The organism is Vibrio sp. S12_S33, assembly GCF_963889785.1.
In the GTDB taxonomy this organism is placed as follows: domain Bacteria; phylum Pseudomonadota; class Gammaproteobacteria; order Enterobacterales; family Vibrionaceae; genus Vibrio; species Vibrio aestuarianus.
This window is the reverse complement of sequence record NZ_CAWPQZ010000001.1, coordinates 154,069-179,036: the sequence shown is the minus strand read 5'-3', so window position 1 is coordinate 179,036 and position 24,968 is coordinate 154,069. Positions and strand designations below refer to the sequence as shown.

General features: G+C 41.7%; 25 protein-coding genes. 12 read left to right on the top strand and 13 right to left on the bottom strand.

Translation table 11 applies throughout. The features are described from left to right. Positions 1–489: 489 nt before the first annotated feature. The 3 genes from chiP to cueR all read left to right on the top strand — a co-directional run bounded on the left by chiP (position 490) and on the right by cueR (position 2,874). Positions 490–1,500 (top strand): chitoporin, encoded by a 1,011-nt coding sequence (gene chiP / locus AACW06_RS00735; protein WP_192073591.1) that lies wholly within the window; start codon positions 490–492, stop codon positions 1,498–1,500. A 75-nt stretch (positions 1,501–1,575) separates the two neighbouring features. Further along, the gene (locus AACW06_RS00730) at positions 1,576–2,391 is read left to right on the top strand and encodes a hypothetical protein (RefSeq protein WP_192073590.1); all 816 of its coding nucleotides are present in this window, start codon (positions 1,576–1,578) and stop codon (positions 2,389–2,391) included. Between the two features lie 69 nt (positions 2,392–2,460). After that, on the top strand, positions 2,461–2,874 hold the full coding sequence (gene cueR / locus AACW06_RS00725; RefSeq protein WP_192073589.1) for a Cu(I)-responsive transcriptional regulator: 414 nt from the start codon (positions 2,461–2,463) through the stop codon (positions 2,872–2,874). Between the two features lie 11 nt (positions 2,875–2,885). Here cueR and AACW06_RS00720 read toward each other — a convergent pair whose 3' ends face one another. From AACW06_RS00720 to AACW06_RS00700, 5 genes are all read right to left on the bottom strand, one after another. Further along, entirely contained in the window at positions 2,886–3,335 is a 450-nt protein-coding gene (locus tag AACW06_RS00720; protein ID WP_168522917.1) for an NfeD family protein, read from the bottom strand. An 8-nt stretch (positions 3,336–3,343) separates the two neighbouring features. Then, on the bottom strand, positions 3,344–4,267 hold the full coding sequence (locus AACW06_RS00715; protein WP_053310252.1) for an SPFH domain-containing protein: 924 nt from the start codon (positions 4,265–4,267) through the stop codon (positions 3,344–3,346). 265 nt (positions 4,268–4,532) lie between these two features. Next, positions 4,533–5,387, bottom strand: coding sequence for a co-chaperone YbbN (locus AACW06_RS00710; RefSeq protein WP_192073588.1), 855 nt, complete (start codon positions 5,385–5,387; stop codon positions 4,533–4,535). A 298-nt stretch (positions 5,388–5,685) separates the two neighbouring features. Next, the gene (locus tag AACW06_RS00705) at positions 5,686–6,513 is read right to left on the bottom strand and encodes an SDR family oxidoreductase (RefSeq protein ID WP_053310250.1); all 828 of its coding nucleotides are present in this window, start codon (positions 6,511–6,513) and stop codon (positions 5,686–5,688) included. Positions 6,514–6,521: 8 nt separating this feature from the next. Next, entirely contained in the window at positions 6,522–7,436 is a 915-nt protein-coding gene (locus tag AACW06_RS00700; protein ID WP_192073587.1) for a TIGR01777 family oxidoreductase, read from the bottom strand. Positions 7,437–7,691: 255 nt separating this feature from the next. Between AACW06_RS00700 and AACW06_RS00695 the strand changes: the two genes are divergently transcribed. The 5 genes from AACW06_RS00695 to yfcE are packed head-to-tail and all read left to right on the top strand — an operon-like array spanning position 7,692 to position 10,553. Then, positions 7,692–8,426 (top strand): DUF1538 domain-containing protein, encoded by a 735-nt coding sequence (locus AACW06_RS00695; RefSeq protein WP_192073586.1) that lies wholly within the window; start codon positions 7,692–7,694, stop codon positions 8,424–8,426. Beyond that, on the top strand, positions 8,423–9,217 hold the full coding sequence (locus AACW06_RS00690) for a DUF1538 domain-containing protein (RefSeq protein WP_192073585.1): 795 nt from the start codon (positions 8,423–8,425) through the stop codon (positions 9,215–9,217). Before AACW06_RS00695 ends, AACW06_RS00690 begins: the two co-directional genes overlap by 4 nt. Then, positions 9,207–9,557 (top strand): P-II family nitrogen regulator, encoded by a 351-nt coding sequence (locus tag AACW06_RS00685; RefSeq protein WP_192073584.1) that lies wholly within the window; start codon positions 9,207–9,209, stop codon positions 9,555–9,557. The genes AACW06_RS00690 and AACW06_RS00685 overlap by 11 nt, the downstream gene beginning before the upstream one ends. Beyond that, positions 9,554–9,958 (top strand): CBS domain-containing protein, encoded by a 405-nt coding sequence (locus AACW06_RS00680; protein ID WP_192073583.1) that lies wholly within the window; start codon positions 9,554–9,556, stop codon positions 9,956–9,958. The genes AACW06_RS00685 and AACW06_RS00680 overlap by 4 nt, the downstream gene beginning before the upstream one ends. A gap of 49 nt (positions 9,959–10,007) precedes the next feature. Continuing rightward, a complete protein-coding gene (gene yfcE / locus AACW06_RS00675) occupies positions 10,008–10,553 on the top strand; it encodes a phosphodiesterase (protein WP_192073582.1) in 546 nt (181 codons plus the stop codon). A 16-nt stretch (positions 10,554–10,569) separates the two neighbouring features. Here yfcE and AACW06_RS00670 read toward each other — a convergent pair whose 3' ends face one another. The 3 genes from AACW06_RS00670 to AACW06_RS00660 form a co-directional block, all read right to left on the bottom strand. Next, positions 10,570–10,848 (bottom strand): SelT/SelW/SelH family protein, encoded by a 279-nt coding sequence (locus tag AACW06_RS00670; protein ID WP_168524053.1) that lies wholly within the window; start codon positions 10,846–10,848, stop codon positions 10,570–10,572. 94 nt (positions 10,849–10,942) lie between these two features. After that, the gene (locus AACW06_RS00665) at positions 10,943–11,458 is read right to left on the bottom strand and encodes a regulatory protein ToxS (protein WP_192073581.1); all 516 of its coding nucleotides are present in this window, start codon (positions 11,456–11,458) and stop codon (positions 10,943–10,945) included. 10 nt (positions 11,459–11,468) lie between these two features. After that, entirely contained in the window at positions 11,469–12,329 is an 861-nt protein-coding gene (locus tag AACW06_RS00660) for a winged helix-turn-helix domain-containing protein (protein ID WP_192073580.1), read from the bottom strand. Positions 12,330–12,587: 258 nt separating this feature from the next. Here AACW06_RS00660 and htpG point away from each other — a divergent pair, with 258 nt between their 5' ends. The 3 genes from htpG to hemH all read left to right on the top strand — a co-directional run bounded on the left by htpG (position 12,588) and on the right by hemH (position 16,589). Then, positions 12,588–14,495 (top strand): molecular chaperone HtpG, encoded by a 1,908-nt coding sequence (gene htpG, locus AACW06_RS00655; RefSeq protein ID WP_192073579.1) that lies wholly within the window; start codon positions 12,588–12,590, stop codon positions 14,493–14,495. Positions 14,496–14,861: 366 nt separating this feature from the next. Further along, a complete protein-coding gene (gene adk, locus AACW06_RS00650) occupies positions 14,862–15,506 on the top strand; it encodes an adenylate kinase (protein WP_053310240.1) in 645 nt (214 codons plus the stop codon). Positions 15,507–15,623: 117 nt separating this feature from the next. After that, a complete protein-coding gene (gene hemH / locus AACW06_RS00645) occupies positions 15,624–16,589 on the top strand; it encodes a ferrochelatase (RefSeq protein WP_192073578.1) in 966 nt (321 codons plus the stop codon). Between the two features lie 122 nt (positions 16,590–16,711). Here hemH and AACW06_RS00640 read toward each other — a convergent pair whose 3' ends face one another. Further along, positions 16,712–18,100 carry a peptide MFS transporter gene (locus AACW06_RS00640; RefSeq protein WP_192073577.1) on the bottom strand — a complete coding sequence of 463 codons (1,389 nt, stop codon included), beginning with the start codon at positions 18,098–18,100 and terminating at the stop codon, positions 16,712–16,714. A gap of 306 nt (positions 18,101–18,406) precedes the next feature. Between AACW06_RS00640 and rfaH the strand changes: the two genes are divergently transcribed. Next, positions 18,407–18,904: a transcription/translation regulatory transformer protein RfaH gene (gene rfaH / locus AACW06_RS00635; RefSeq protein ID WP_192073576.1), complete on the top strand. Its 498-nt coding sequence runs from the start codon at positions 18,407–18,409 to the stop codon at positions 18,902–18,904. A 62-nt stretch (positions 18,905–18,966) separates the two neighbouring features. On the opposite strand, the gene asnB is transcribed toward rfaH, so the two are convergent. The 4 genes from asnB to nagA all read right to left on the bottom strand — a co-directional run bounded on the left by asnB (position 18,967) and on the right by nagA (position 24,899). Then, entirely contained in the window at positions 18,967–20,631 is a 1,665-nt protein-coding gene (asnB, locus tag AACW06_RS00630; protein WP_192073575.1) for an asparagine synthase B, read from the bottom strand. A gap of 241 nt (positions 20,632–20,872) precedes the next feature. Next, on the bottom strand, positions 20,873–22,459 hold the full coding sequence (locus AACW06_RS00625; protein WP_192073574.1) for a cation:proton antiporter family protein: 1,587 nt from the start codon (positions 22,457–22,459) through the stop codon (positions 20,873–20,875). Positions 22,460–22,545: 86 nt separating this feature from the next. After that, complete coding sequence (nagC, locus tag AACW06_RS00620) at positions 22,546–23,760, bottom strand: DNA-binding transcriptional regulator NagC (RefSeq protein ID WP_192073573.1); 1,215 nt, start codon at positions 23,758–23,760, stop codon at positions 22,546–22,548. Positions 23,761–23,762: 2 nt separating this feature from the next. Beyond that, on the bottom strand, positions 23,763–24,899 hold the full coding sequence (gene nagA, locus AACW06_RS00615) for an N-acetylglucosamine-6-phosphate deacetylase (protein WP_192073572.1): 1,137 nt from the start codon (positions 24,897–24,899) through the stop codon (positions 23,763–23,765). Between the last annotated feature and the right edge of the window lie 69 nt (positions 24,900–24,968).

Sequence of the window (24,968 nt, the reverse complement as noted above, 5' to 3'; positions counted from 1 at the left end):
GTAATTAAGCCTCAATTTTTATAATTGAGGCTTAATTTTTTATAAAAAAAAGCATTCTACCTTTTTGTTTTAATTCTTACCTTATTGTGTCTTTATCCATTGGTACTAAAAATTCTCTCCTCTACTTTCTCGTGATTATTGCGAGTCACTTCAAGCTAATTGAAATGAAAAAATACACAACATGTTGTTTTTTATATCTTTTATTTTTAGTGTGTTCGGGTTTTACTATTTATTAGATCTCGATCTCTTACTTGGCTAAAGTTTGCTGTGGCTCATATTTTTTTAGATAAAAATTAAGTTCTCGTTGATGTTTTTCGCTGCGAAGTTAGTCTATTGGACATGGATACACGGTGTGTATGCAGGAAATAGAAAATCAAAAGTTAAAGGTTAATTTAGGTTTTCAACATAGGAAATAATTTCTCCCTTCGGCGGCCAACTTAAGGTGAGAAATATAAAAAACAGCTATATCCATTTTTAGGAGTTTTTTCCATGGACAAAATGTTTAAACGTACTCTGCTAGGTGCAGCAGTAGCAATCGCTTCAACTGGTGCTTTCGCAGCAGAAGAGACAGGCCAGATTGGTGTTCTTTCTGATTTCAATGTTCAAGCTTATGGTGTCGCGGCAATTTCAGTATTTTATCAAGAAGATGGTAATGGCTACGACTACGAAAATGAATCACGAATCGGTTTTCGCGCTAGCAAAGATATGCTCGATAATGTAAATGTTTTTATGCAAATCGAATCTGGTTATGTTGGTGAAGATGGTACAGGTAGTACTCTCGGTGCTCGTGATACTTTCCTTGGTCTACAAGGTGATTGGGGTAAAGTGCGTTTTGGTCGTATGCTGACACCTTTGTACGAAATCGTTGACTGGCCATACTCTAACCCAGGTCTAGGTCGTGTGTTTGATTGGGGTGGTGATGTAAAAGCTCACTATGATCGTAAAGGCGATATTGCTCGTTATGATTCTCCTTCTTTCAGTGGTTTTACATTTAATGTTTCTGTGGGGCGTGGTGACAAAGATACTAAAGATTCGAACCATGTTGGTGCCGCTGTTCACTATAATGTGGCTGATATTGTGACTGTTCATGGTGGTTTTGAGTCCAACGCAAAATATAGTGGCAGTGATATTGATTCAACTGCATATATTGTTGGTTTTGAACTACCTTTACCCGCTGGTTTTGGTTTAGCTGGTGCTTATAAGCACAATGAAGGCGAATCTAAGCATGCTGCTTATGCAGGAAAAGAAGCAGAGCAAGGTCAATACTCAATCATTGCTCAATACTGGAATGGGCCTTGGGGGGTTAAAGTAGGCTATGCCGCTAACCTTGAATCGGAAATTGCAGGTGTAGAACAAGATGATGCTGATGAAGTTTTGTCAGCTCAGTTAATGTATGTTAAAAATGGTTTTGTACCTTACCTACGTGTAGGCCAGCATGATGCATACAATGCTGATGATAAGAAAGCATTTGTACGTGTAGGTCTAGAATACGGTTTCTAATTTACGTGTACTGCCTTTCATTAATTAAAATACCGGCCTAGTGCCGGTGTTTTTGCTCGAATATAAAGGATAATTATGATGAATCTATTTAGAGCTTCGATAATTTTTTCAACTGCTATGGTTGCGGTTGGATGCAGTAATTTAGACAGTTCTAGTGCATTTAATGATGTCGCAAAAAATATCCAAGAAAGGCACAACTATGTTCAAGTTGTAGCGAAAGATATTACTCCTGAAACAAAAGCACTTTTAGGTGCCGATATTGTAAAATCTGAATTGAACTATGTGGGTAATTTCCCTAAAACGGTCGAAAAGAGTATTGATAGTTCTTATGTGGATATGAATGTTACTTACTTTAAGAATTACGATCAATTCAAGACAGTTACCTATTTATCACAACACCTAGAATTAGATACTTATCGTCCATTAGCTGAAACATGCACAGAGCACTGTACTACCACGCAGTGGTTTAAGTTTCCACTTTCACCAGAATTCATACAGCAAATTACAGATGACTCAATAGTGTTTACATTGAATTCGTCTACGAATAAAAATAAAGTGGAATTTTCTGTTCCCAAAGCCTATTTTTTAGCGGTTATTGAAGAAGCTAATTATGTATTAGGTGGGGCATCTCAGCCTTCCACTGTCACAGCACCGGTTCAAGCTGAAGTTACTGCGAGCACTTCAAAATCAGTCGAAATGGTTCAATACTGGTTTGCTGAAGCCTCAGTAAGTGAACAAAAAGCATTTGCAGATTGGGCTTTTGTCAATCGTTCTTCTATCAACCAAGCACTAAAAACTGAAAGTAAGCCCTTAGAAATGCTTTCTTACTGGTATGAAAAAGCGGATAAATCTGAAAAATCTCAAATTCTAAGCTGGTTATTGAATCAATAGTAATCGACTTGCTTTCTCATGGTAATAAAGGCATGTTTATCAACATGCCTTTTTCATTGAATTTTTAACATGAATATTAGCCAAGTCGCTCAATTAACGGGATTAAGTGCCAAATCGATTCGACTCTATGAAGAAAAAGGGTTGATTACCCCTCCGATAAGGTCAGAAAATGGATATCGTCACTATCAACAAGAGCATGTTGATGATCTTTTACTGATTGCGCGCAGCAAACGTGTTGGGTTCAGTTTGGAAGAGTGTAAGTCTTTACTCGCTTTAGCCAATGACCCGTCTAGAACCAGCTTTTCAGTCAAAGAAAAAGCCAAAGAAAAGCTGCAGCATGTTTCACGAAAACTCGCCGAATTGGAGTTAATCAGAGAACAACTGGAAGAATGGATTAACGAATGCCCTGGTGATGAGGGGAGCGATTGCCCAATCATTGATAATTTGAAAGGGCAGTGCTGTAAAACGAAAGGCGACAAATAGTCGCCTTTCGTTTATTGCGGCTCAACGATCAAAACAATGCCATCAACTTCGACGACTTTGACTAAACTGCCCGCTGCGATGTCTTGTTTGCATTGCGCTGTCCAGGTGGTATCTCCGAGAGTTAGGCGAAACGTCCCTTGTTGAACATCTTCTGTTAGTCGCGCAGTTTGTCCAATCAGTTGTTTCTGTTTTTGATTAAGTTTGCGCGATTTGTCACTGTCATGATCAGATTTAAACTGTTTTCTCCACCATAACCATGTAGTGATCAAAGAAAAACTGGCAAAGGTTAACCATTGCAGTTGCCAGCTTATGGGTAATATGGCGAAAATCACTCCAACAAGTACTGCTGAAATACCGAGCCAAAGAAAATAGCCGGCAGTACCGAGTAGTTCTAGCGCCACGAGCACCAAACCAAACGCTAGCCAGTGCCAGTAATTGATTTGTTGTATAAGTTCTATCACTTGGTTACCTACTTATCTTTTACGGATGGTTGCTTGAACATTTCAGCGATCCCAGCAACGGACCCCATTAGTCCCGTAGCTTCTAACGGTAGCATGATGATCTTCCCATTTTCTGCTTGGCCAATCGCTTTTAAGGCATCAGTATAACCTTGCGCAATGAAATAATTCACAGCTTGCATGTCGCCTTGTGCTATGGCGTTTGACACCATTTCAGTTGCCTTCGCTTCCGCTTCGGCAGCCCGTTCACGAGCCTCGGCTTGTAAAATTGCTGCTTGCTTTTCACCTTCCGCCTTTAATATTTCAGACTGCTTTTGGCCTTCTGCACGTAAAATTTGAGCTTGGCGTACCCCTTCTGCTTCTAGAATGTCTGCCCGCTTATTACGCTCAGCCTTCATCTGCGCATTCATTGCTGCCGTTAGATCTGCTGGTGGCTGAACATCTTTTATCTCGATACGAGTGACTTTAACTCCCCATGGGTTAGTGGCTTGGTCAACGATAGAGAGCAGTTTTGTGTTGATCATGTCACGCTGGCTAAGCATTTCATCGAGCTCCATTGAGCCTAGCACTGTACGCATGTTAGTCAGTGTTAAATTTCGAATGGCGTGTTGTAGTTCACTTACCTCATAAGCGGCTTTTGCGGCATCTATCACTTGTACAAAGCAAACTGCATCAATCACAACATTGGCATTATCTTTAGAGATCACCTCTTGGGCGGGAATATCTAACACTTGTTCCATCATGTTGATTTTTTGCCCGATTTTGTCAACAAATGGAATAATAATATTTAAGCCAGGTTGTAGAGTATGGGTATAGCGACCAAAGCGCTCCACTGTCCAATTACTTCCTTGAGAAACCGTTTTCACTGCTGCAAAGATAAAAGCAATAACAACGAATACGAATATGCCAACGGCAACGATTGAATCTAAAGCCATAACTGATCCTTTTTGATTATTGATTCTCCTAGCTTTGGTGGTTGTTGATATTATTCATCCAAGCTTGGGAGTGCTATTTTTTCTATTTTGCATTATACCTTTCCTACTTGAAGCTGCTGTGGTGTTGGCTACGTTCTTTCAAATAAATCGTATCGTTTATCTATGCTCATGAGGAGAACCCGCTTGCCGCTAGACTACTACTTCAAGTTGTTTAGTTATAATACAATTAAGGCTGGAAAATCCCAGCCTTAATTGTTTGATATTATTAATATAATAATGAATATAGTTGTCTTCTATAGTAACCGGCGAGGCTATTACCTTGTCCTAAAGCGCTCAATATATCCATAAAGACTTTTTTGATTTCACCATCTAAGCAGTTGAGATCGCTCTTTAAAAAAGACCATAAAAGTTTTAGTGCTTCTTCATCTCGGCTGACTTGATGATACTGAAGTGCAAGTTCATTTGCTAGCTGAGCATTATCAGGTTGCGCTGCAAAGCTTTCCTCTAACGCTTGTATTTCAGGGCTATCAGCGGCTTGCTTATGCAGTTCCAGTTTGGCAACTAATCCTTTGTAATAGCTATCTTGATATTCTAACGGGATGTGTTGCAATTCCGCTTCTGCCGCATCGTATTGCTGCGTTTCCAAAAAAACATCCGCAAGGGCGAGTTTGGCTTCTCCCTTTTCCTTGATCTCTTGTGGCAGATTTAATAGCAAAGGCAGGGCGTCAGAGTGTTGAGACTGTTGAATTAGTTCCAAAGCGTTCTTTAAATCAACCTCACTTTGGCTCGGCAAATGCTTATTTAGCATCTCTTTAACCGCGTCAATAGTTTGAGGTCCGCCTAAGCCATCCACCGCTTGACCGTTGATAAAAAGTGCAATGGTTGGCAAGGTTTGTACGCCAAACTGTGCGGCAACGGCTTGTTCTTCCTGACAATTTAATAGTGCTAAGGTAAAAGCACCATTGTATTGTTGGGTGAGGGTTTGCAGCTCTGGAATGACCTGCGCACTTTCTTGGCTCATTGGTGCCCAAAAATGAAATAAAATAGGAGTATTTACCGAGCCCTCGAACACTTCTCTAAAGTTATTCTGATTCACTTCAACAATGTAAGGAGATAGCATTGTTTGTTCCTTTGCTGTGTTAGGTCTATAGCTAAGAGATAGGGTTAAAAGTTGAAATATCAAGGGGAAAAACAAAAAACGCCACAAGGCTGCAGCGTTTTTGTCTCTTAACGAGAGAGCAAGCAAAGGTGTCTATAGTATTAATAATAAAGTCAGCGCAACACCGACACTGAGCCAATTTAATTGGTGTAATGTCATATTTGTCGTACCACATGCAACGCTTAGTATTAGGGTATCTGGAATGTCCAGAGCTGCATGATGTCACTTGAATGTTACGAAAAAATGACAAGTTGGTCATTTATGCCGCTTTATCTAACAGATGATCTAACCACCGATTAGGAACCACTCGTTTAAGGATTGCAAACACTTTTGTTGGAGTGGTAATGCGATAACGAAGCTTCGGCTTCGATGATTCAAGTGCATGTAGGAGATATGGGAGGCAAGCTTTAGCTGGTAAAGCAAAGGCGTTATTTGATTTATCGCCATTGAGTCTTTGAATTTGACTTTGATAAACAGTGCTGTGAACGCTATTTGGGGTGTCAATCCAATGCTTAAACGCTGTAAGCGCATTGGCACGAAATGAAGTTTCGATTGGCCCCGGCTCAATAATGCTGATTAGTATGTTGGTTGTTCTAAGTTCAAGACGTAAGGTGTCACTCCATCCTTCAATAGCAAATTTGGAAGCATTGTAAGCTCCGCGATATTTCATTGCTGCGAAACCTAACACTGAGCTATTTTGAATGATCCTTCCTTCTCCTTGTTTGCGAAAGTGAGGGATAATTTCTGTTGTGAGTTGATGCCAACCAAAAAAGTTGGTTTCAAATTGTTCACGTAAAGCTGCCGTTGGCAGATCTTCAATCGCTCCTGGTTGACCATAAGCTCCGTTATTGAATAGCGCGTACAGTTTTCCATCACATAAATCCATCGTTTGAGTAACAGCCTCTGTAATGCTTTTCTCACAACGTAAATCGAGTTGGATACAAGTTAACCCTTCTTGACGAAGCTTTTCGACATCTTCCAATTTCCGGCATGAAGCGATCACATGATAGCCGCGTTGCTGTAAGGCATGTGCTGCCATATACCCAATGCCAGTTGAGCAGCCTGTTATTAATATTGCTTTCGTCATACCAGTTCCTAAAGGTTGCGTTTTAGAATGTTTTTGAACGCAGGTTCTATATGTGAGTATTGGAAATGAAAGCCAAGTTCGGTCAGTTTTTTTGGTTTCGCCCGGATGCTATCAAAAAGTAACACAGTCGCCTCTCCCAAAATGATGTTCATTAGCCATTTAGGTGTGAATAATAGATGAGGTCGGTTTAGCGTTTTCGCTAATGATTGACTAAAAACCTTGTTGGTAACGGCGTGTGGTGCACACAGGTTAAAAGCACCTTGCGCATGCTGAGTTTCCAGTAAATAGGTGATGGCTCTTACCATATCCAACATATGTATCCATGGCATGTATTGCTCTCCGGAGCCTAGCGGGCCACCAAGCCCTAACTTGTAAGGTGGCAACATTTTCGCTAGCGCTCCCCCTTCGGTCGCTAGCACTATGCCAGTTCGTAATAGACAAACTCTGGTTCTTTCTGATTGAGCTTTGAGGGCGATTTGCTCCCATTTAGCGCAGACCTGATGAGGGAAATTGTTGCTGTGGGCGTGTAAGGTCTCATCGAAAGGATGTGATTGTTGATCTCCGTAATACCCCACTGCAGAACCACTGATAAAAACGTGCGGTGGTTCGGTGCTAGCGTGGATCAATTCAACTAATTGTTCTGTGATTTCCCAACGGCTAGCGCATATCGCTTTTTTCTGTTTTGGGGTCCAACGTTTATCGGCGATAGGTTCGCCTGCTAGGTTAATAATGGCGTCAAATTGGTTGAGATCTTTTAATGTTGATAGCGATGTTAAATAGGTGAAATTGCTATTATCAACGTGCTTGAGTTGCTCTTTAGCACGTGGAATATTACGGGTTAGGATGTGTATATCGTGGGCCAGAATCTGTTTTATCAATGCCTTACCGATAAAACCAGTTCCGCCAGTTAATAGTATTTTCATATCACTACCTCTTGGGTTATCCATGATAGAAGGTGGTCGCGATTTCTACTAAGTATTAGAGTATTGCTGCAACTCAATTGTTTTGAACATTTAACATTCAACAGGCCTATTTCAGAATACGTTAAATAATGACAGTGATAAATGACAAACTTTGTAACATTTGGTCACTTTTTTCTGCGCCTCGCAACCCATATCACACTCTCATCAGTCTTGATTTGCCATTATGAACAAAGATATCAAACACGGGAGGAATGAATGGACTCGATGGTGGCGCTACTTAAAGCGATGATAGGGAGTTTGCGAGATCTGCTGCCGATAGTTGCCGTTATTGTGTTTTTCCAACTCATTGTATTACAAGAACCACTGCCCAATTGGCTGCCAATCATTGTTGGTTTAGTGCTGGTTGTATTGGGGTTGACGTTTTTTATTTTTGGATTAGAGATGGGGCTATTCCCTATCGGTGAGTCAATGGCGCAAGCCTTTGCGAGAAAAGGAAGTGTCGCGTGGCTACTTACCTTTGCTTTTTTCTTAGGGTTTGGTACCACGATTGCTGAACCCGCTTTAACTGCTGTGGCAGATGAGGCGGCGAATGTGGCTGCAGCCGAAGGGGTGATCACCGAATCGGCTGAAAGTATGAACGATTATGCCAATGGTCTAAGACTCACAGTCGCGTTTTCTGTAGGAATCGCCATTGTATTAGGGGTATTACGTATTTTGAAAGGCTGGCCTATTCACTACATGATCATCGGTGGTTATGTTGGTGTCGTTATTCTGACCACTTTTGCGCCTGAAAATATTATCGGTATTGCTTATGACTCGGGTGGTGTCACCACTTCGACAATCACGGTTCCTTTGGTAACAGCGTTAGGGGTAGGTCTCGCTTCTGCCATCAAGGGACGAAACCCAATGATTGATGGTTTTGGCTTGATTGCTTTTGCCTCATTACTACCGATGATGTTTGTTATGGTTTATGGGATGGTGTTGGCATGAATGCATTAATCCTGTTCTTCGACATGTTAGGTTCCACTATTTTGGATGTCGTTCCCATTGTCACGATTATTTTTGGCTTCCAGTTCGCTGTATTACGTAAACCTATCGTGCGTCCGATAAGAGTTATTTTAGGTTTTTGTTACGTTATCATTGGCTTGACTCTGTTTCTTTTAGGGCTTGAATTGGCATTATTCCCTTTAGGGGAGATGATGGCGCAGCAGTTAACTGCTCCTCAATTTCTCGCTGAATTTAAAATTAGTATGGGTGGTTCCCTACATTGGTTTGACTACTTTTGGGTCTATCTATTTGCGTTTTGTATTGGTTTTAGTACCACGGTAGCTGAGCCATCTTTAATTGCTGTCGCGATTAAAGCAAACCAGGTATCCGGTGGCAGTATTAGCGTTAATGGTTTGCGAATCGCGGTTGCTCTTGGGGTAGCTTTTGGAATTTCACTTGGCAGTTATCGTATCGTGGTTGGTGACCCTATCCATTACTACATCATTGCCGGGTATGTGGTGGTAGTGATCCAAACCTTTTTTGCTCCTAAGCTTATTGTGCCATTAGCTTATGATTCTGGTGGTGTGACAACATCAACCGTAACCGTGCCAATTGTGGCCGCATTGGGTTTGGGTTTGGCTTCGACCGTTCCAGGAAGAAGTCCTATGATTGATGGATTTGGGCTGATTGCATTTGCCAGTCTATTCCCGATTATCTCTGTAATGGGCTATGCGCAGATCACTCAATGGTTAAATAAAGCTGCGTCATTAAAGGAGAAAGAAAATGCGCTTTAAACTGATACTGGCTTTTGTTGAAGACAGCAAAACCGATATTGTACTAGACGCTGCGCGTAATGCCGGCGCTACAGGGGCGACGGTTATCAATAATGCAAGAGGAGAGGGGTTAAATAAAAAGCGAACCTTCTTTGGCTTAACATTGGATGTGCAAAAAGATGTGGTGTTGTTTGTGGTCGAAGAACACCTTGTTCGCCACATTTTAGAAACGATTAATGATGTTGGGGAGTTTGACCAAGAGTCAGGGCAGGGGATTGCTATTCAAATCGATATTGAAGATGCCGTCGGTGTTGCTCATCAAGTCGCAACATTAACTAAAGTGGTTGAGGAAGAGCTATGAGTTTGCATAATAAGATCCGAGTTAGAGATGTAATGGCTAATACTTACGTTATCGTTGATGGTTTAACGACGGTGCATGAAGGCATTTATTTAGCTAAACAAAGTCAAGTCAAAGCGTTAATCGTTGATAAACGACACGAAGATGATGAGTATGGGATTGTGTTGATGAATGATATCGCTAAAAAAGTATTGGCTCAAAACCGAGCTACACAGCGAGTCAATATCTATGAAATCATGACCAAACCAGCGTTATCTGTATCTCCGGATATGAATGTGAAATATTGTGCGAGGTTGTTTGAGCGTTTTGGTATTAGCCGAGCTCCGGTGATTGAAAATGGTAAGGTGGTCGGTATGGTCAGCTACAATAATATTGTTATTAACGGCATGGCGAGAGATGACTAAGTGTTTTTAAATTCGTACAATTTCCCCATCAAAACTATGGAGATATATTGTGAAGTTGTTTTTTGCCTCTGATTTACACGGTTCACTACCTGCAACCCAAGCCATGCTAGCCTTATTTGAGCAATCAGATGCTCAAACCTTAGTATTGCTTGGCGATATCCTAAATCATGGCCCTCGTAATTCTATCCCTGAAGGTTATAATCCCGTAGCGGTTGCGGAGCGACTCAACCAGTATGCCGATAGCATTGTTGCGGTTAGAGGAAACTGTGATAGTGAAGTTGATCAGATGCTGCTCAAGTTTCCAATGATGATGGATTATGCTTGGGTATTACTTGAGTCTGGAGTGCGCTTTTTTATCACTCATGGCCATCTTTATAACGCACAACAGATACCACCGCTCAAAAATGGGGATGTACTGATTCATGGACATACCCATATTCCAACTGCAGAGCCACTAAACCAAGTGTTTATCATGAACCCAGGCTCTGTCACTTTTCCACGCAACAATTTCCCACCAAGCTATGCTATATATAGCGAAGGCTTATTTCAGGTATTAGGATTGAATGGCGAATTGATTGTTAAAAATTCAATTTAATGTACCAGTGAGGCCATTATTTATTGTCGGAATGCCCAAGATCTCTTTCAGGAGCGATAATGTCTCTTACCCGTTGTTTGAGCACTTTTGCTTCTGGAAAACCACCATCTTGTTTGCGTTCCCAAATAATTTTCTGGTTGCAAATTATTTCAAATCGTCCTCCAGTATCTGGGTGTAAACTCACAGAATCAATCTCTTCACTAAAAGTATGTAGTAACTCTTGGCTTAACCATGCTGCTCGTAGCATCCAATTGCACTGACGACAGTAATAGATGTGAATCGTTGCTTTATGCATCATTGTCCTTTTCGGGTATTCAATAAACGAAAGGCGGTTTTTACGCTATGTAACAAATAGCCGCCTTTAGCTTGGTTGTATGGGGTGGCTAGTATCAGTTGGTAAACAGAACCGTTGACCCATGACTGAGGCTGGTAAGCAGCAATGTTTTCTCGTTTACAACGTCGATACGCCGACTTTGTTGAGCATCCATCTTGAAGAATTGTGTAATTAACTCGAGCTGCTCAGGGGTAAAGTCTTTACCTTGAGTAGAGGTGATATCTTTAAATTCTGAAGGTGAGATTAGCAGGTAGCTGTCACTGACATCCCATTCGCCTGTTTCTGAAATGTTAATCCTACTTTCACTTTCTGAGCCAGTAGCAAATAATAAAATGTTAGACATCCTAATATAGCTACCATTTGGTAGATATTTTACATTAGAAGTAACATCAACACGGCGCAATGTACTGACGGAATCACTTCGCACGCTTGGTCTAATCACCGTCGTCATTTTTGATTGCCACTCTTGGGAAGTAAGGATCTGTTCAGTTTTAATATCACTGCCCCAGTAGATCCAAGCGCTAAAGATAGCTGAAACTACCAAGATAGTTGTTGCGATTTTCTGGTTCATCTTCATGCCCTTATTTACACACGTTGGTGAAATCATCTTGGTTAGCTAAAATGCGTAAGGTGATATTTTCACCAGAGAATTCAGAGCTATGGATGTAGTTCAATACCAATTGATTATTTTGCCCACCAGTTGCAATCACTTCTTTTGGTGCTAGCTCACCAGTGTGTGACTTATTGTATTTTTTGACGCATTTCTCAATAGAAGGCAGCCAGTTAGCCAAGTCAGGATGATTAATTGGCGTATTCACGACAATATTATTATATACGGCCAATTGCCTAAATTTAGAATGGCTAGGGCTGGTTAAGAGCAGAGCCAATATGGGCAATAAAATAGCAACCACTAACATCAATTTACTTCGTATGGTTAGTTTTTGTTTGTTGGCCTTAACATTAGGTGGGATAGTCGCATTAGGGATGAACTCTTCGCTGGGAGTGGGGCTCCCCGTAACGATAATAGAATCAGGTTTGAATTCTTCCACTTCAGCGCTCTCTTGTTGCTCGACCACCGGTTCTTTGTGAGAGTTTGGCAATGAACGCGAAATAGAAGCAATCATCTGATAACCACGTTTTGGAACGGTTTTCACGAAATCTGGTGATTTTGTTGAGTCTTTTAACATTTTTCGCAGTGTCGAAATCGCTTGTGTTAAGCTTGAGTCATCGACTTCAAAGCCTTGGTCTCTCCAAACAAACTCATGTAACTCATGTCGAGTAATCACTTCATTCGGTCTTTCACAGAGTAGCAGCAGAATACGGCTTTCATTACTGCCGAGCCGAACCATTTCGCTATCATTTTCTTGATCAATAAGAGAGTTGCTGTTGGGGTCAAAGGTGAATCTTTCAGCAAGTATATATTTTGTACCTATGTTACTCATTGTTATCTTCTTATTGTTGATATGGTGAGTAGTTCATCAACCTAGCCTGCTTGGGGAAGCAATTGATGAAGCAATATACTAAGTTTTATTTTCTTTAATAAAAATATTGCCAAGCATAATCAAAATAAATAAAAAAAACAGTGTTTTTATTATCTTTGACCTTGATTTTACATTTGTCATCCTCATGTTACTAGCAAATCATTCTCAGTTGCACACAATGGCGTGTGTGAATAATCACTCAGATGTTATGGAGCTAGTATGAGCGAAACTGCCACAAACAATAAAGAAACTCGTGGGTTTCAGTCTGAAGTCAAGCAGTTACTTCATCTTATGATTCACTCTCTTTACTCAAATAAAGAGATTTTCCTGCGCGAATTGATTTCGAATGCCTCTGATGCTGCGGATAAACTTCGTTTTCAAGCCTTATCAAACCCAGATCTATATAAAGGTGATGCAGAGCTTGGTGTTAAACTGTCGTTTGATCAAGATGCAAACACGTTAACGCTTTCGGATAACGGCATCGGTATGAGCCGTGAAGATGTGATTGAACATCTAGGAACGATTGCTAAATCAGGCACAGCTGAATTTTTCTCTAAACTGTCTCAAGATCAATCAAAAGACTCGCAATTGATCGGCCAATTCGGTGTCGGTTTCTATTCGGCATTTATTGTTGCCGATGCGGTTACAGTACGTACTCGCGCAGCAGGCCTTGCCGCAGACCAAGCCGTACAATGGCACTCTGCGGGTGAAGGTGATTACACGATCGAAAATATCATCAAAGAATCTCGTGGTACTGACATTATCCTGCATATGCGTGAAGAGGGTAAAGAGTTCCTAAACGAGTGGCGTCTACGTGATGTGATCAGTAAATACTCAGATCATATCGGTATTCCAGTTTCAATTCAGACTAAAGTTCGTGATGATGAAGGCAAGGAAACCGATGAGACGCAATGGGAGCAAATTAACAAGGCCCAAGCATTGTGGACCCGTTCTAAATCTGAAATTACGGATGAAGAGTATCAAGAGTTCTATAAGCATGTGTCTCATGACTTTGCTGCTCCGCTGTTGTGGAGCCACAATCGTGTAGAAGGCAAGAACGACTACACTAGCTTGCTTTATATCCCAGCGAAAGCACCTTGGGATATGATGAACCGCGATCATAAATCAGGTTTGAAATTATACGTTCAACGTGTGTTTATCATGGATGACGCGGCGCAATTTATGCCATCTTACCTGCGTTTTGTTCGCGGTTTGATTGATTCAAATGATCTGCCTTTGAACGTGTCTCGTGAGATTTTACAAGACAACAAGGTGACTCAGTCACTGCGTAATGCATGTACTAAGCGTGTCCTGACGATGCTTGAGCGCATGGCTAATAATGATGCAGATAAATATCAGTCATTCTGGAAAGAGTTTGGATTGGTATTAAAAGAAGGTCCTGCTGAAGATATCGCTAACAAAGAAAAGATTGCCAACTTATTACGCTTCGCTTCAACTGAAGTTGACTCTGCGGAACAGACGGTTAGCTTGGCGTCCTATGTTGAGCGTATGAAAGAGGGACAAGATAAGATCTACTACCTCACAGCAGACAGTTATGCTGCAGCGAAAAACAGCCCACACTTAGAACAGTTCAAAGCGAAAGGCATTGAAGTCATTTTAATGTTTGATCGTATCGATGAATGGCTAATGAACTACTTGACGGAGTTTGATGGTAAGCAGTTCCAGGCGATTACGAAAGCAGGTTTAGATCTTAGCCAGTTTGAAGATGAAGCTGAAAAAGAAAAACATAAAGAGACGGAAGAAGAGTTTAAGTCTGTCGTTGAGCGTACCAAGCAATACTTGGGCGAACGTGTTAAAGAAGTTCGTACTACCTTTAAGTTGGCAACAACTCCAGCAGTAGTCGTGACAGATGACTATGAGATGGGCACGCAAATGGCTAAACTTCTTGAAGCGGCTGGTCAAGCTGTTCCTGAAGTTAAGTACATTTTTGAGCTAAACCCTGAACATGCCTTGGTTAAACGTATGGCTGATGAAGCCGATGAGCAAGCGTTTGGTCGTTGGGTCGAAGTACTGCTTGGCCAAGCAATGCTTGCTGAGCGTGGTTCAATGGAAGATCCATCTCAATTTTTAACGGCGATTAACCAACTTTTGACTAAGGTTGAATAACCGTTAAATCAACAAAAAGCTCGCATATGCGAGCTTTTTGTTTTGAAGTGTGATGATTTGCTTAGAACTGACGCTAATTTGTGCAAAACGGAAGCGAAAATCTAAGCCGGATTACATTCTTTAGTCTTAATCTCGTTAGCAGCATTGAATTCTATGTTAGAATGCTGCACTTGAACCAAGCGAATAAGGTGTGTATTTTGCTCGCCAAACAGTGTGCTTTGCTCAACAGAATTGTTCGTTAAGCTGTAGTTATTCGCTCAAATCACTAATGTTATACCGAAACTTACCGTTGTATATGTTCGTATCTTTATGTTCGTAACGCTGTGAGCTTCGGTATAAATCATAATTTTCTAAAGAGGATTAAACATGCGCATCATTCTTCTAGGTGCTCCAGGTGCAGGTAAAGGCACTCAAGCTCAATTCATCATGGAGAAGTACGGTATTCCACAAATCTCTACTGGTGACATGCTACGTGCTGCTATCAAAGCCGGTACTGAGCTTGGTAAACAAGCAAAGTCAGTCATCGACGCTGGTCAACTAGTTTCTGATGAAATCATCCTTGGTCTTATCAAAGAGCGTATCGCTCAAGCTGATTGCGAAAAAGGCTTTTTGCTAGATGGTTTCCCTCGCACTATCCCTCAAGCTGATGGCTTAAAAGAGATGGACATTGCTGTTGATTATGTAATCGAATTCGATGTTGCGGATGATGTTATTGTTGATCGTATGGCGGGTCGTCGTGCTCACTTACCTTCTGGTCGTACTTACCATGTTGTTTACAACCCACCTAAAGTGGAAGGTAAAGATGACGTGACTGGTGAAGATTTGGTTGTTCGTGATGATGATAAAGAAGAGACCGTGCGTGCCCGTCTAGGTGTTTACCACGATCAAACAGCACCGCTTATTGCTTATTACAGCAAAGAAGCTGAAGCAGGCAACACTAAGTACCTAAAATTTGATGGTACTAAGCAAGTGGCTGAAGTGAGCGCAGATATTGAGAAAGCACTAGCATAATTGGCTAAGTACTGATTATCTAACTTTGTTATAGTGAAGGCGACCTAGATAGGTCGCTTTTTTTATGAACTTTCTAGTCATGGATTCGTATTCAATAGCTTACAGTGAAATAGATGAATGGAAGTTATGCAAAATAATATACAACGTGGGGTGTTACTGGTTAATTTAGGTACTCCTGATGCACCTACAGCTCCCGCGATTAAACGTTTCTTAGGTCAGTTTTTACATGATCATCGTGTTGTCGATATGAGCCGATGGATATGGTGCCCAGTATTACATGGCATCATTTTACCGATCCGTTCACCTAAAGTTGCAAAACTCTATCAGTCAGTGTGGATGGATGAAGGTTCACCACTGATGGTTTATTCACAACGTCAAGCCAAACGTTTAGCTGAGCGTATAGCCATGCCTGTCGAATTAGGGATGACCTATGGCTCTCCAAGTTTGTTAGATGGTGTTAAATCTCTATTAGAACAAGGTGTTGAAGAGATTGTCGTGTTACCACTTTATCCTCAATATTCTGGCACAACCACTGCGGCGGTTTTTGATGGCTTAGCTAAAGTGATGAAAAATATCCCGGTGACGCCAAACTTACACTTTGTGCGAGATTATCATGATCATCCACTTTATATTCGGGCGTTAGCGGACAAAGTTCGCCAATCTTGGAAGGAGAATGGACAAGGAGATTACCTGCTTTGTTCTTATCATGGTATTCCTAAGCGTTACGCTGATAATGGTGATATTTATCCGCAGCACTGCGAGCGCACAACGCAGCTCTTGGGGCAAGAATTAGGCCTAAATTTGCAACAAATAGGGATGTCTTATCAATCGATATTTGGCCGTGAAGAGTGGTTGCAACCTTATACAGATGAGACCTTAGAGGCTTTACCTAAACGTGGTGTGAAAAGTTTGGATATCATTACTCCGGCATTCTCGGTGGACTGTTTAGAGACCTTAGAGGAAATATCGGAGCAGGGTAAAGAAACCTTTATCCATGCTGGTGGAGAATCATTCACTTATATTGAATGCCTAAATGACTCAGAGATGCATATTGATATGATGGCTTGTCTTATTGCGCGCTGATTTGAATACCATTTAACCTCAGTTCGGGTTATTTAGATTGAACAAAAACGGTCACACTATTGTGACCGTTTTTCGTTATTATCCCTGAATTACCACCCTTAAGCCTAGTGGTATATTTGAAGCTAAACTAACTGAGCTTGCTGCTCTTCAATTTCTTCAGCGTGGCTTGCCGTTGTTTCAGCACCGTGCATCCAACGAACGAGCGTGTTTGAAAACAACATCAGAATGATGCCACTGATAATTGCGGTTACTGCAATACCGCTGAAGATAGCCATTGCGCCCAGTTCGCCAACATGAGAACCAACGTAACCTGCTACATAATTCGCGATTGCGTTACAACCGAACCATGCCCCCATCATTAATGAAGCAAGACGCAGAGGCGCTAGCTTAGTAACAAGTGATAGGCCGATTGGAGAGAGACACAGTTCGCCCAAGGTATGGAAGAAAAATGCACCGACAAGCCAAAGCATTGATGTTTTCACGGCAGTGTCACCACCTTGTTCCATAACCGCGCCAACCATGCAGAGGAAGCCCAAGGCTAAGAAGAACATCGCCAATGCAAACTTCGCTGGTGAGTTTGGCTCACGTTTACCCAATTTTACCCATAGAACGGCTAATACAGGTGCAAGAGTAATAATGAAGAATGGGTTGAGCGATTGGAACCATGCAGAAGGTACTTCAAAACCACCAACCATACGATCAGTGTATTGTTGCGTATAGATGTTCATTAGACCACCAGCTTGCTCGAAACCCGCCCAGAAAACGATAGTAAACAAACTCATCACAAGGATAACCTTGATACGATCTACTTCTTCTTTCGTTAAAGATTCTTTGCCTGCTGATTTTTTAAGCTTGAGATCACGCTTGGCTGCTGGCTCACGACCAATATCACCAAGCCATGATTGTGCCATTGTCATTTGCATGACCAAGCTGATAAGCATGCCAATACCCGCGACAACGAAACCGGCTTTCCAACCAAATGAGTTGGTCACAGAACCTGAAATCACACCGGCCAGCAACGCTCCTAAGTTAATACCCATATAGAAGATAGTAAATGCGCCATCACGACGGTTATCACCTTCATTATATAAGTCACCAACCATTGTTGAGATATTTGGCTTAAATAGACCGTTACCACAGATAAGAAGCGCAAGACCTAAATAGAAAGTATGAAGAGAACCAAGGCCTAGTGCATCAGCAGGTAGTGCTAGCGTAAATTGGCCGATAGCCATTAACGCACCACCAATAAGAATTGAACGGCGTTGCCCAAGGTAGTTATCTGCAAGGTAACCACCAATAAGTGGTGTGATATAGACAAGTCCAGTATAGGTGCCATAAAGATCTAGGGCATCTTTAGTCGACCAGCCAAGACCACCATTCATTGTCGCGTCTGTTAGATAAAGGACTAGGATAGCGCGCATGGCATAGTAGGAAAATCGTTCCCAAAGCTCTGTGCCGAAGAGTAAAAATAGGCCTCTTGGATGACCAAAGTATTGATGTTGGTTTGTCATAAGTTTTTTTGGTTTTATAGATTAAAAAAATTGTGGGTTAGATATACATGGGCTTTTATCGTACCGCAATTAGTAAAAAGCAGACGATTATGCTAGATGGTTGGTTAAGTTATTGTTCTTTAAATGATATCACCACTGTTTTAGGGTGGTTTTTGTGTGCTGCAAACTTACCTTTCAATATTGGTAGGTGATTTTTACCTTTTTCGAACAAATAGAGGTGTTGTTTGTGGCCTGGTGGTTTGTCGTTTATTGCGATGCACGATAGTGTTAGGATCCTCAGAAAATAGAGCAGTAGCTAGGAATAAAATGAAACGTTGGTATTTGCTGTATTGCAAACGAGGTGACCAATCACGAGCCAAGATGCATCTTGAAAATCAGGGTGTCGAATGCTTTTACCCAGAGATTGAAATTGAGAAAATCCTCAGGGGAAAGCGTCAAAAAGTGAAAGAGCCACTTTTTCCCTCATATATGTTTGTCAGGTTTGATTTTGAAAAAGGGCCAACCTTTACTTCAGTACGTTCTACACGTGGTGTTGTTGACTTCGTACGTTTTGGGGCGCAGCCCAAAGAATTAGAAGGAGATCTTGTCTATCAGTTGAAGGTACTTGAGCCGCATGAGAGCTCAGCTTCGGCTCAAAATATTCCCGAGAAAGGACAGGTTGTTAGGGTCAAGGGGGGACAGTTTTCAGGTATTGATGCCATTTATCAAGAATCCGATGGCGAGATGCGTTCCATTATGTTGGTTAAAATGATTAGCCAGACAATACCGATGAGCATTGATAACAGGCATTTAGAACTGAATTAGACGGTTTAATAGAAAAAGGCGCATCTAGCGCCTTTTTCATTGGTCATTGGTGAACTTGTAAATCAATAGGCTTCGTTATGAACGGCTTTAACGGCACGGCCAGATGGGTCTATACAGTTTTTAAATGACTCATCCCACTCAATCGCTTTTGCTGAAGAGCAGGCAACTGATGGGCCTCCAGGTACACATCGTGCCGCTGACTCAAGAGGGAATAACTCCTCAAAAATTTCGCGATATACGTAGCCTTCTTTAGTGCTTGGTGTATTGTAAGGGAAACGGTACTGTGCGGTTTCCATCTGCTTATCGGTCACTTTTTCTTCCGCTACAGACTTTAATGTATCAATCCAACTGTAACCTACACCATCAGAGAACTGCTCTTTTTGACGCCATGCGATAGCTTCAGGTAAATAGTGTTCAAAGCATTCACGTAAAATGTGTTTCTCCATTTTACCGTTACCGCACATTTTGTCGGCTGGGTTTAAACGCATTGCAACATCAATAAATTCTTTGTCTAGGAATGGAACTCGGCCTTCAACCCCCCAAGCTGCAAGAGATTTATTGGCGCGTGCGCAGTCAAACATGTTAAGCGCAAGGAGTTTGCGAACAGTCTCTTCGTGGAACTCTTGCGCGTTTGGCGCTTTATGGAAATATAAGTATCCACCGAATATTTCATCGGCTCCTTCGCCCGACAGAACCATTTTGATGCCCATTGCTTTTATCTTACGTCCCATCAAGTACATTGGTGTTGAGGCGCGAATAGTGGTGACATCGTAAGTTTCAATGTGATAAATCACATCACGAATAGCATCCAATCCTTCTTGAATGGTATAGGTCATTTCATGGTGTACAGTACCAATCTGATCTGCAACTTCGCGTGCTGCTTTAAGATCAGGAGCGCCTTCTAAACCAACCGCGAACGAATGAAGTTGCGGCCACCAAGCTTCTGTTTGTTCGTCATCTTCAATACGCATAGCGGCGAAGCGTTTAGCAACTGCCGAAGTAATCGATGAATCTAAACCACCAGAAAGTAATACACCATAAGGGACATCGGTCATCAATTGACGCTTAACGGCGGCCTCTAGTGCCTGAGTCAGTTCCTCTTTACTTGTGCTATTACCTTGCACGGCAGCATATTCATTCCAGTCACGGATATAGTATCGTTGCGGCTCGGCATCTTGAGAGCGGTAGTAGCTGCCAGGAGGAAACTCGCTGATAGTTTTACATACGGGTACTAGCGCTTTCATTTCTGAGGCAACATAGTAGTTTCCATTCTCATCATAGCCTTGATAAAGCGGGATAATACCAATGTGATCTCGGCCCACTAGATACTGATCTTTTTCTTCATCATAAAGAACAAAAGCAAAGATACCGTTAAGCTCTTCAAGGAGATCGGCGCCCATTTCTTCATAGAGAGCAAGGATGACTTCGCAATCTGAATCGGTCTGAAAGTCATATTTTCCTTCGTAGCGAGCGCGAATTTCTTTGTGGTTATAAATTTCCCCGTTTACGGCAAGGATGTGTTTTTTGTTTGGGCTGTATAAGGGTTGAGCACCACTATTTAAGCCAACGATGGCGAGACGCTCATGCGCTAAAATCGCTTTATCAGAGGCGTAAATACCTGACCAGTCTGGGCCTCTGTGGCGTAATTTTTTAGACATTTCTAGGGCTATTGGGCGTAAAGCCGCAGCATCACTTTTAATATCGAGAATGCCAAAGATAGAACACATACAACTTCCTTTTTGATAATTTTTAACCTGTTGACTTTAATTTGCCATTTAGATTAAAAAATGCAACCAAATATTATGGAAATTATCTTTTTATTTGCTTGTTGGTGAATGGTTTTCAATGAATTGTTATTTTTGATGAATGGTGTCTATTTTTTGGCGTTTGAATGAGCAGAAATGAAAATTTTGCGGATATAGAACCCAGATAAGAGCGCTGATAGCTTTTATCTGGGCGTTGATAATACTACGGTTTAATGAAGTTTGGTTGTAGCTGTTGACAGACATGACGTGCAAAACCGCTACCAGCTTCATTATAAATATTGAATGCTGCATCCACGCCACACTCTAATAATGACTCTAGTTGGTCAGGGTATTCTGCAATTGCGGCGATCTGTCCTTTAAAATTTCGATGTTGCAATTGTGACAAAGCGATTTGGTTTCCTTGGTGATGCGGCATGGCGAGTAAGACCAACTTAACATTTGCTGTGTCTAAAATACGCTCCCAAAAATCAGGGTCTGTGGCATCTCCAGAAATAACGTTACGACCTTGTGCGCGATGTGTATGAGCAGCATCTTCTCGTACTTCAATACCAAGGCTTATTTTTCCATATCGAGATCGCAGCTCATCGTAGGCACCAGTGCCTATACGACCCATGCCTAAGATCAATACCTGTGCGTGACCTGGGTTGATAAGTTGATCTTTGGTATTCAGTTTTTCTGCGGCATGCTCTTTAAGCCATGCTCTAGAATGTTGGTATAGCTCATGGCCTTTGCGGCTGATTGGGGCGGCAATCACAAATGAGATAGAAACCGCAATCGCCAATGCGACTAATATATCACCTGACATCCAACCCATTTTAAAAGCAAGTCCACCGACAATAAGGCCAAATTCGCTGAAATTAAAGAGTGATAAGGTCGCTAGTAGCGATGTGCGTACACGGAATTTAAATCGATTAAGTACCCAAAAATAGAGAACGCCTTTGAGAGGAAGCAATAACAATAATAACAGCGCTAGTGCAAAACCAGTCATAGTCGGTTGTGCAGATAAGCCAATGTTTAAGAAAAAGCAGACTAAAAACAGCTCCTTGAGATTGAATAAAGATTTAGACAGTTCCGATGCTTTGCTATGAGCTGCGAGTAACATACCTAAAATAAGCGCACCAAGGTCTGGTTTCATACCAACGACCTCAAATAGCCCAGCGCCCATAACCAAGGCAAAGAAAATGCCGAGTAAAACGAGCATTTCTCCGTGTCCAACCCAATCGAGTAGTTTGTAAAATAGCGGACGCATTAATGGCAGAGCAAACAGTATAATCGCATACCAATGTGGTAGTTTGCCTGTTGATATAGTTAGAAATACCACGGCAAATATATCCTGCATAACGAGTATGCCGATTGCAATCGTGCCATAGGTGGCATTCATCTCACCTTTTTCTTGTAGAGATTTTACGGCAAAAACTGTGCTAGAAAATGATAAGGCGAAACCGAGTAAAACGATTTGCTCAGTTGGCATCGTGGCTAAGCTACTAATGCCTAAGTATTTGAAAATTAATAACGCAACACTAAAGGCTAGGGTTGAAAGAAGATTGTGAACGGTTGCTCCGGCCCATATTTCTTTAGCAAGTAACGTTTTTACATCCAACTTTAAACCAATGGTGAACAATAACAGCGTGACCCCTAGGTCGGCCAAAGTGCGTATTGTATCGTTGCTCTGGTAGCCTGCAGCATGTAGAGCAAACCCTGCGCACAAGAAACCCACCAAAGGGGGTAAGTTGCATTTCAGTGCAATGAATCCGGCTAAAAAAGCGACTGTAATAAGGACCAGTTCCATAAATTCCTTTGGCAATGATTAAAGTGAGCTTATAAAAAAAGCTGTGTCGAGGTGACACAGCTTATCATTGTAATTCAATTAATTGCTTAATCACCAAGCAATTTTTGCAACAAAACACCATTTAACATTGCACGCTTAATCATCGCAAATGCGCCAATAGTGTCTTGGCTGTCAATCTGTGATGCGACAATCGGTAAATTATTGTGGAAAGTTTTCAGTGATTGATTTTCAACATTTCTTTGAATGGCTGGAAATACAATGTCTTGCGCGGTTGTTATCTGTCCAGCAATCACTACTTTTTGAGGATTAAATAAGTTGATTGTCATAGCAATAGCTTTACCCAGTTGATTTCCTACCCTGACTAAGCTCTGTTTCGCTAATTCATCACCAAGATTAGCGTGTTCACACACATCATTGATAGTAATGCTTTCTATGTTAGCAAGACTTGATTCATAACCTTGTGCTAGCAGTTTTCTAACGCGAGAAATTATGGCAGGGTTCGCCGCTACTGTTTCTAAGCAGCCAAAATTTCCACACTGACATTGCTCGCCAAGGGGATCAATTTGGATATGACCAATTTCCCCCACATTACGGTTATAGCCAAGGAATACTTGTCCATTTACGATAATGCCAGCACCAGTACCTCGATGAACACTGACTAATATTGAATCTTGGCAATCTTTACTCGCACCAAAGTAGTGCTCGGCGAGAGCCATGCCGCGAACATCGTTACCCATGAAGCATTGAACGTGAAAATTGTCTCGAATAATGTCACCAAGTGCTAGTGCATCAATCGATATATTTGGTATGTATTCAACAACGCCAGTTTCAGGGTTAACCAGGCCTGGAAGTGCAATACCGATCGCGATGAGTTGATCGATTTGCTCTTGTTGCTGTTTTATAAATGCTGAGAGGAAAGAAACTAACCCCTCAACTAATTGAGTTTGATGCGAATAGTGAAATTCATGGTAATCAGAAACTAGCTCTTTTCCACCCAAGTCATAGAGGCTGAGCTGAATGTAGTCACGCCCTAAACGAACAGCAACTGAGTGGAAAGGTGCGACTTCTGTCGTCAATGAGATGGCTCTACGTCCACCCGTTGATGCTTGTTGGGCGACCTCTTTGATAAGGCCGCGTTCAAGTAGTTGGCGGGTTATTTTTGTAACACTTGCAGGAGCAAGCTGACTCACATCAGCAACTTGAATTCGAGATATAGGACCTTGCTGGTCGATCAATCGATAAACTGCTGCGCTGTTGAGTTGTTTGACTAAATCTACGTTACCTATTTGTCCGCCATTCATTATCAATTGTGCTCGTATTTTCCGTTAACAACCGTCGCTTGAACATTGAAGTCACGATCAAAAACAGTCAAGTTTGCCACCATGCCCTTTTTAATTCGGCCTAGTTTGTTGTCAACCCCAATTGCTTTTGCTGGATACAGAGTAGCCATTCTTAGTGCTTCGTCCAAAGCGATACCAACGTGCTCAACCGTGTTTTGTACTGCCTCAATCATAGTGAGGGCTGAGCCGCCTAGTGTGCCATTTTCATCAACACACTTACCATCACGGTAATATACTTTCTTACCGACAAAAATAAAGTAATCCATGTTAGTACCTGCGGGAGCTGTGGCATCGGTCACTAATACGAGCTTTTCACCTTTAATTTTGTGGGCGATTCGAATGTTAGCGTAATCAACGTGGAAGCCATCGACAATGATTCCCGCATAAACATCAGGTGTATCATAAATGGCACCGACAACTCCAGGCTCACGTCCAACCATTGGGGTCATGGCATTGAATAAATGTGTCGCAAAGGTGATGCCTGATTCGAAACTATTTCGTGCTTCAGTATAGGTTGCGTTGGTATGGCCGATAGACACAACGATTCCCGCTTTCGCGAGGCGTTCAATGTGTTGTGGGTTATTGTGCTCTGGTGCGAGGGTAACTTTTGCTATCACATCGCTGTTTTCACACATCGTATTAATCATGTTGTCATCAGAAGGACGAATGAAATCAACGCTGTGGATACCTTTTTTCATCACATTCAAATATGGACCTTCAAGGTGTAAACCTAAGGACTGATTTTTGTATTTTGTTTGGTACTCACGAGCTGCCACGATAGCTTGGCGCATATCTTCATCAGATGAAGTGATAAGAGTCGGTAAAAAGCTGGTGCAGCCTGATTTTAGATTCGCTTTATGCATTGTGTGCATGGTATCGGCTGTTACTTCATCATTAAACATCACTCCGCCACAACCATTAAGTTGCAGGTCGATAAAGCCTGGGCTTACGTTCGCACCATTCAGATCTTGAGTTGTAATATCTTGTGGTAAATCTGCTAGCGGGCATACAGCTTCAATCAACTCATTCTTAATGATAACAGCGTGATCAACGAGGACATTACTGCCAGTGTAGATTTTACAGTTAGTTAGCGCGTACATAATCAGCGAATCCTTCTCTATCGATATCTTATAAGTTTGATTAAGCGACGAAATAAAAGATGAAATGAG

Bases quoted from the DNA above. Each gene is read 5' to 3' on its own strand.
- AACW06_RS00685 (WP_192073584.1), top strand. From the start codon at position 9,207: ATGCGCTTTAAACTGATACTGGCTTTTGTTGAAGACAGCAAAACCGAT.
- AACW06_RS00660 (WP_192073580.1), bottom strand. From the start codon at position 12,329: ATGAGTAACATAGGTACAAAATATATACTTGCTGAAAGATTCACCTTT.
- hemH (WP_192073578.1), top strand. From the start codon at position 15,624: ATGGAAGTTATGCAAAATAATATACAACGTGGGGTGTTACTGGTTAAT.
- asnB (WP_192073575.1), bottom strand. From the start codon at position 20,631: ATGTGTTCTATCTTTGGCATTCTCGATATTAAAAGTGATGCTGCGGCT.
- cueR (WP_192073589.1), top strand. From the start codon at position 2,461: ATGAATATTAGCCAAGTCGCTCAATTAACGGGATTAAGTGCCAAATCG.
- adk (WP_053310240.1), top strand. From the start codon at position 14,862: ATGCGCATCATTCTTCTAGGTGCTCCAGGTGCAGGTAAAGGCACTCAA.
- AACW06_RS00665 (WP_192073581.1), bottom strand. From the start codon at position 11,458: ATGAACCAGAAAATCGCAACAACTATCTTGGTAGTTTCAGCTATCTTT.
- htpG (WP_192073579.1), top strand. From the start codon at position 12,588: ATGAGCGAAACTGCCACAAACAATAAAGAAACTCGTGGGTTTCAGTCT.
- chiP (WP_192073591.1), top strand. From the start codon at position 490: ATGGACAAAATGTTTAAACGTACTCTGCTAGGTGCAGCAGTAGCAATC.
- AACW06_RS00710 (WP_192073588.1), bottom strand. From the start codon at position 5,387: ATGCTATCTCCTTACATTGTTGAAGTGAATCAGAATAACTTTAGAGAA.
- AACW06_RS00680 (WP_192073583.1), top strand. From the start codon at position 9,554: ATGAGTTTGCATAATAAGATCCGAGTTAGAGATGTAATGGCTAATACT.
- AACW06_RS00640 (WP_192073577.1), bottom strand. From the start codon at position 18,100: ATGACAAACCAACATCAATACTTTGGTCATCCAAGAGGCCTATTTTTA.
- AACW06_RS00715 (WP_053310252.1), bottom strand. From the start codon at position 4,267: ATGGCTTTAGATTCAATCGTTGCCGTTGGCATATTCGTATTCGTTGTT.
- rfaH (WP_192073576.1), top strand. From the start codon at position 18,407: ATGAAACGTTGGTATTTGCTGTATTGCAAACGAGGTGACCAATCACGA.
- AACW06_RS00695 (WP_192073586.1), top strand. From the start codon at position 7,692: ATGGACTCGATGGTGGCGCTACTTAAAGCGATGATAGGGAGTTTGCGA.
- AACW06_RS00700 (WP_192073587.1), bottom strand. From the start codon at position 7,436: ATGAAAATACTATTAACTGGCGGAACTGGTTTTATCGGTAAGGCATTG.
- nagA (WP_192073572.1), bottom strand. From the start codon at position 24,899: ATGTACGCGCTAACTAACTGTAAAATCTACACTGGCAGTAATGTCCTC.
- AACW06_RS00690 (WP_192073585.1), top strand. From the start codon at position 8,423: ATGAATGCATTAATCCTGTTCTTCGACATGTTAGGTTCCACTATTTTG.
- AACW06_RS00670 (WP_168524053.1), bottom strand. From the start codon at position 10,848: ATGCATAAAGCAACGATTCACATCTATTACTGTCGTCAGTGCAATTGG.
- AACW06_RS00705 (WP_053310250.1), bottom strand. From the start codon at position 6,513: ATGACGAAAGCAATATTAATAACAGGCTGCTCAACTGGCATTGGGTAT.
- nagC (WP_192073573.1), bottom strand. From the start codon at position 23,760: ATGAATGGCGGACAAATAGGTAACGTAGATTTAGTCAAACAACTCAAC.
- AACW06_RS00625 (WP_192073574.1), bottom strand. From the start codon at position 22,459: ATGGAACTGGTCCTTATTACAGTCGCTTTTTTAGCCGGATTCATTGCA.
- AACW06_RS00730 (WP_192073590.1), top strand. From the start codon at position 1,576: ATGATGAATCTATTTAGAGCTTCGATAATTTTTTCAACTGCTATGGTT.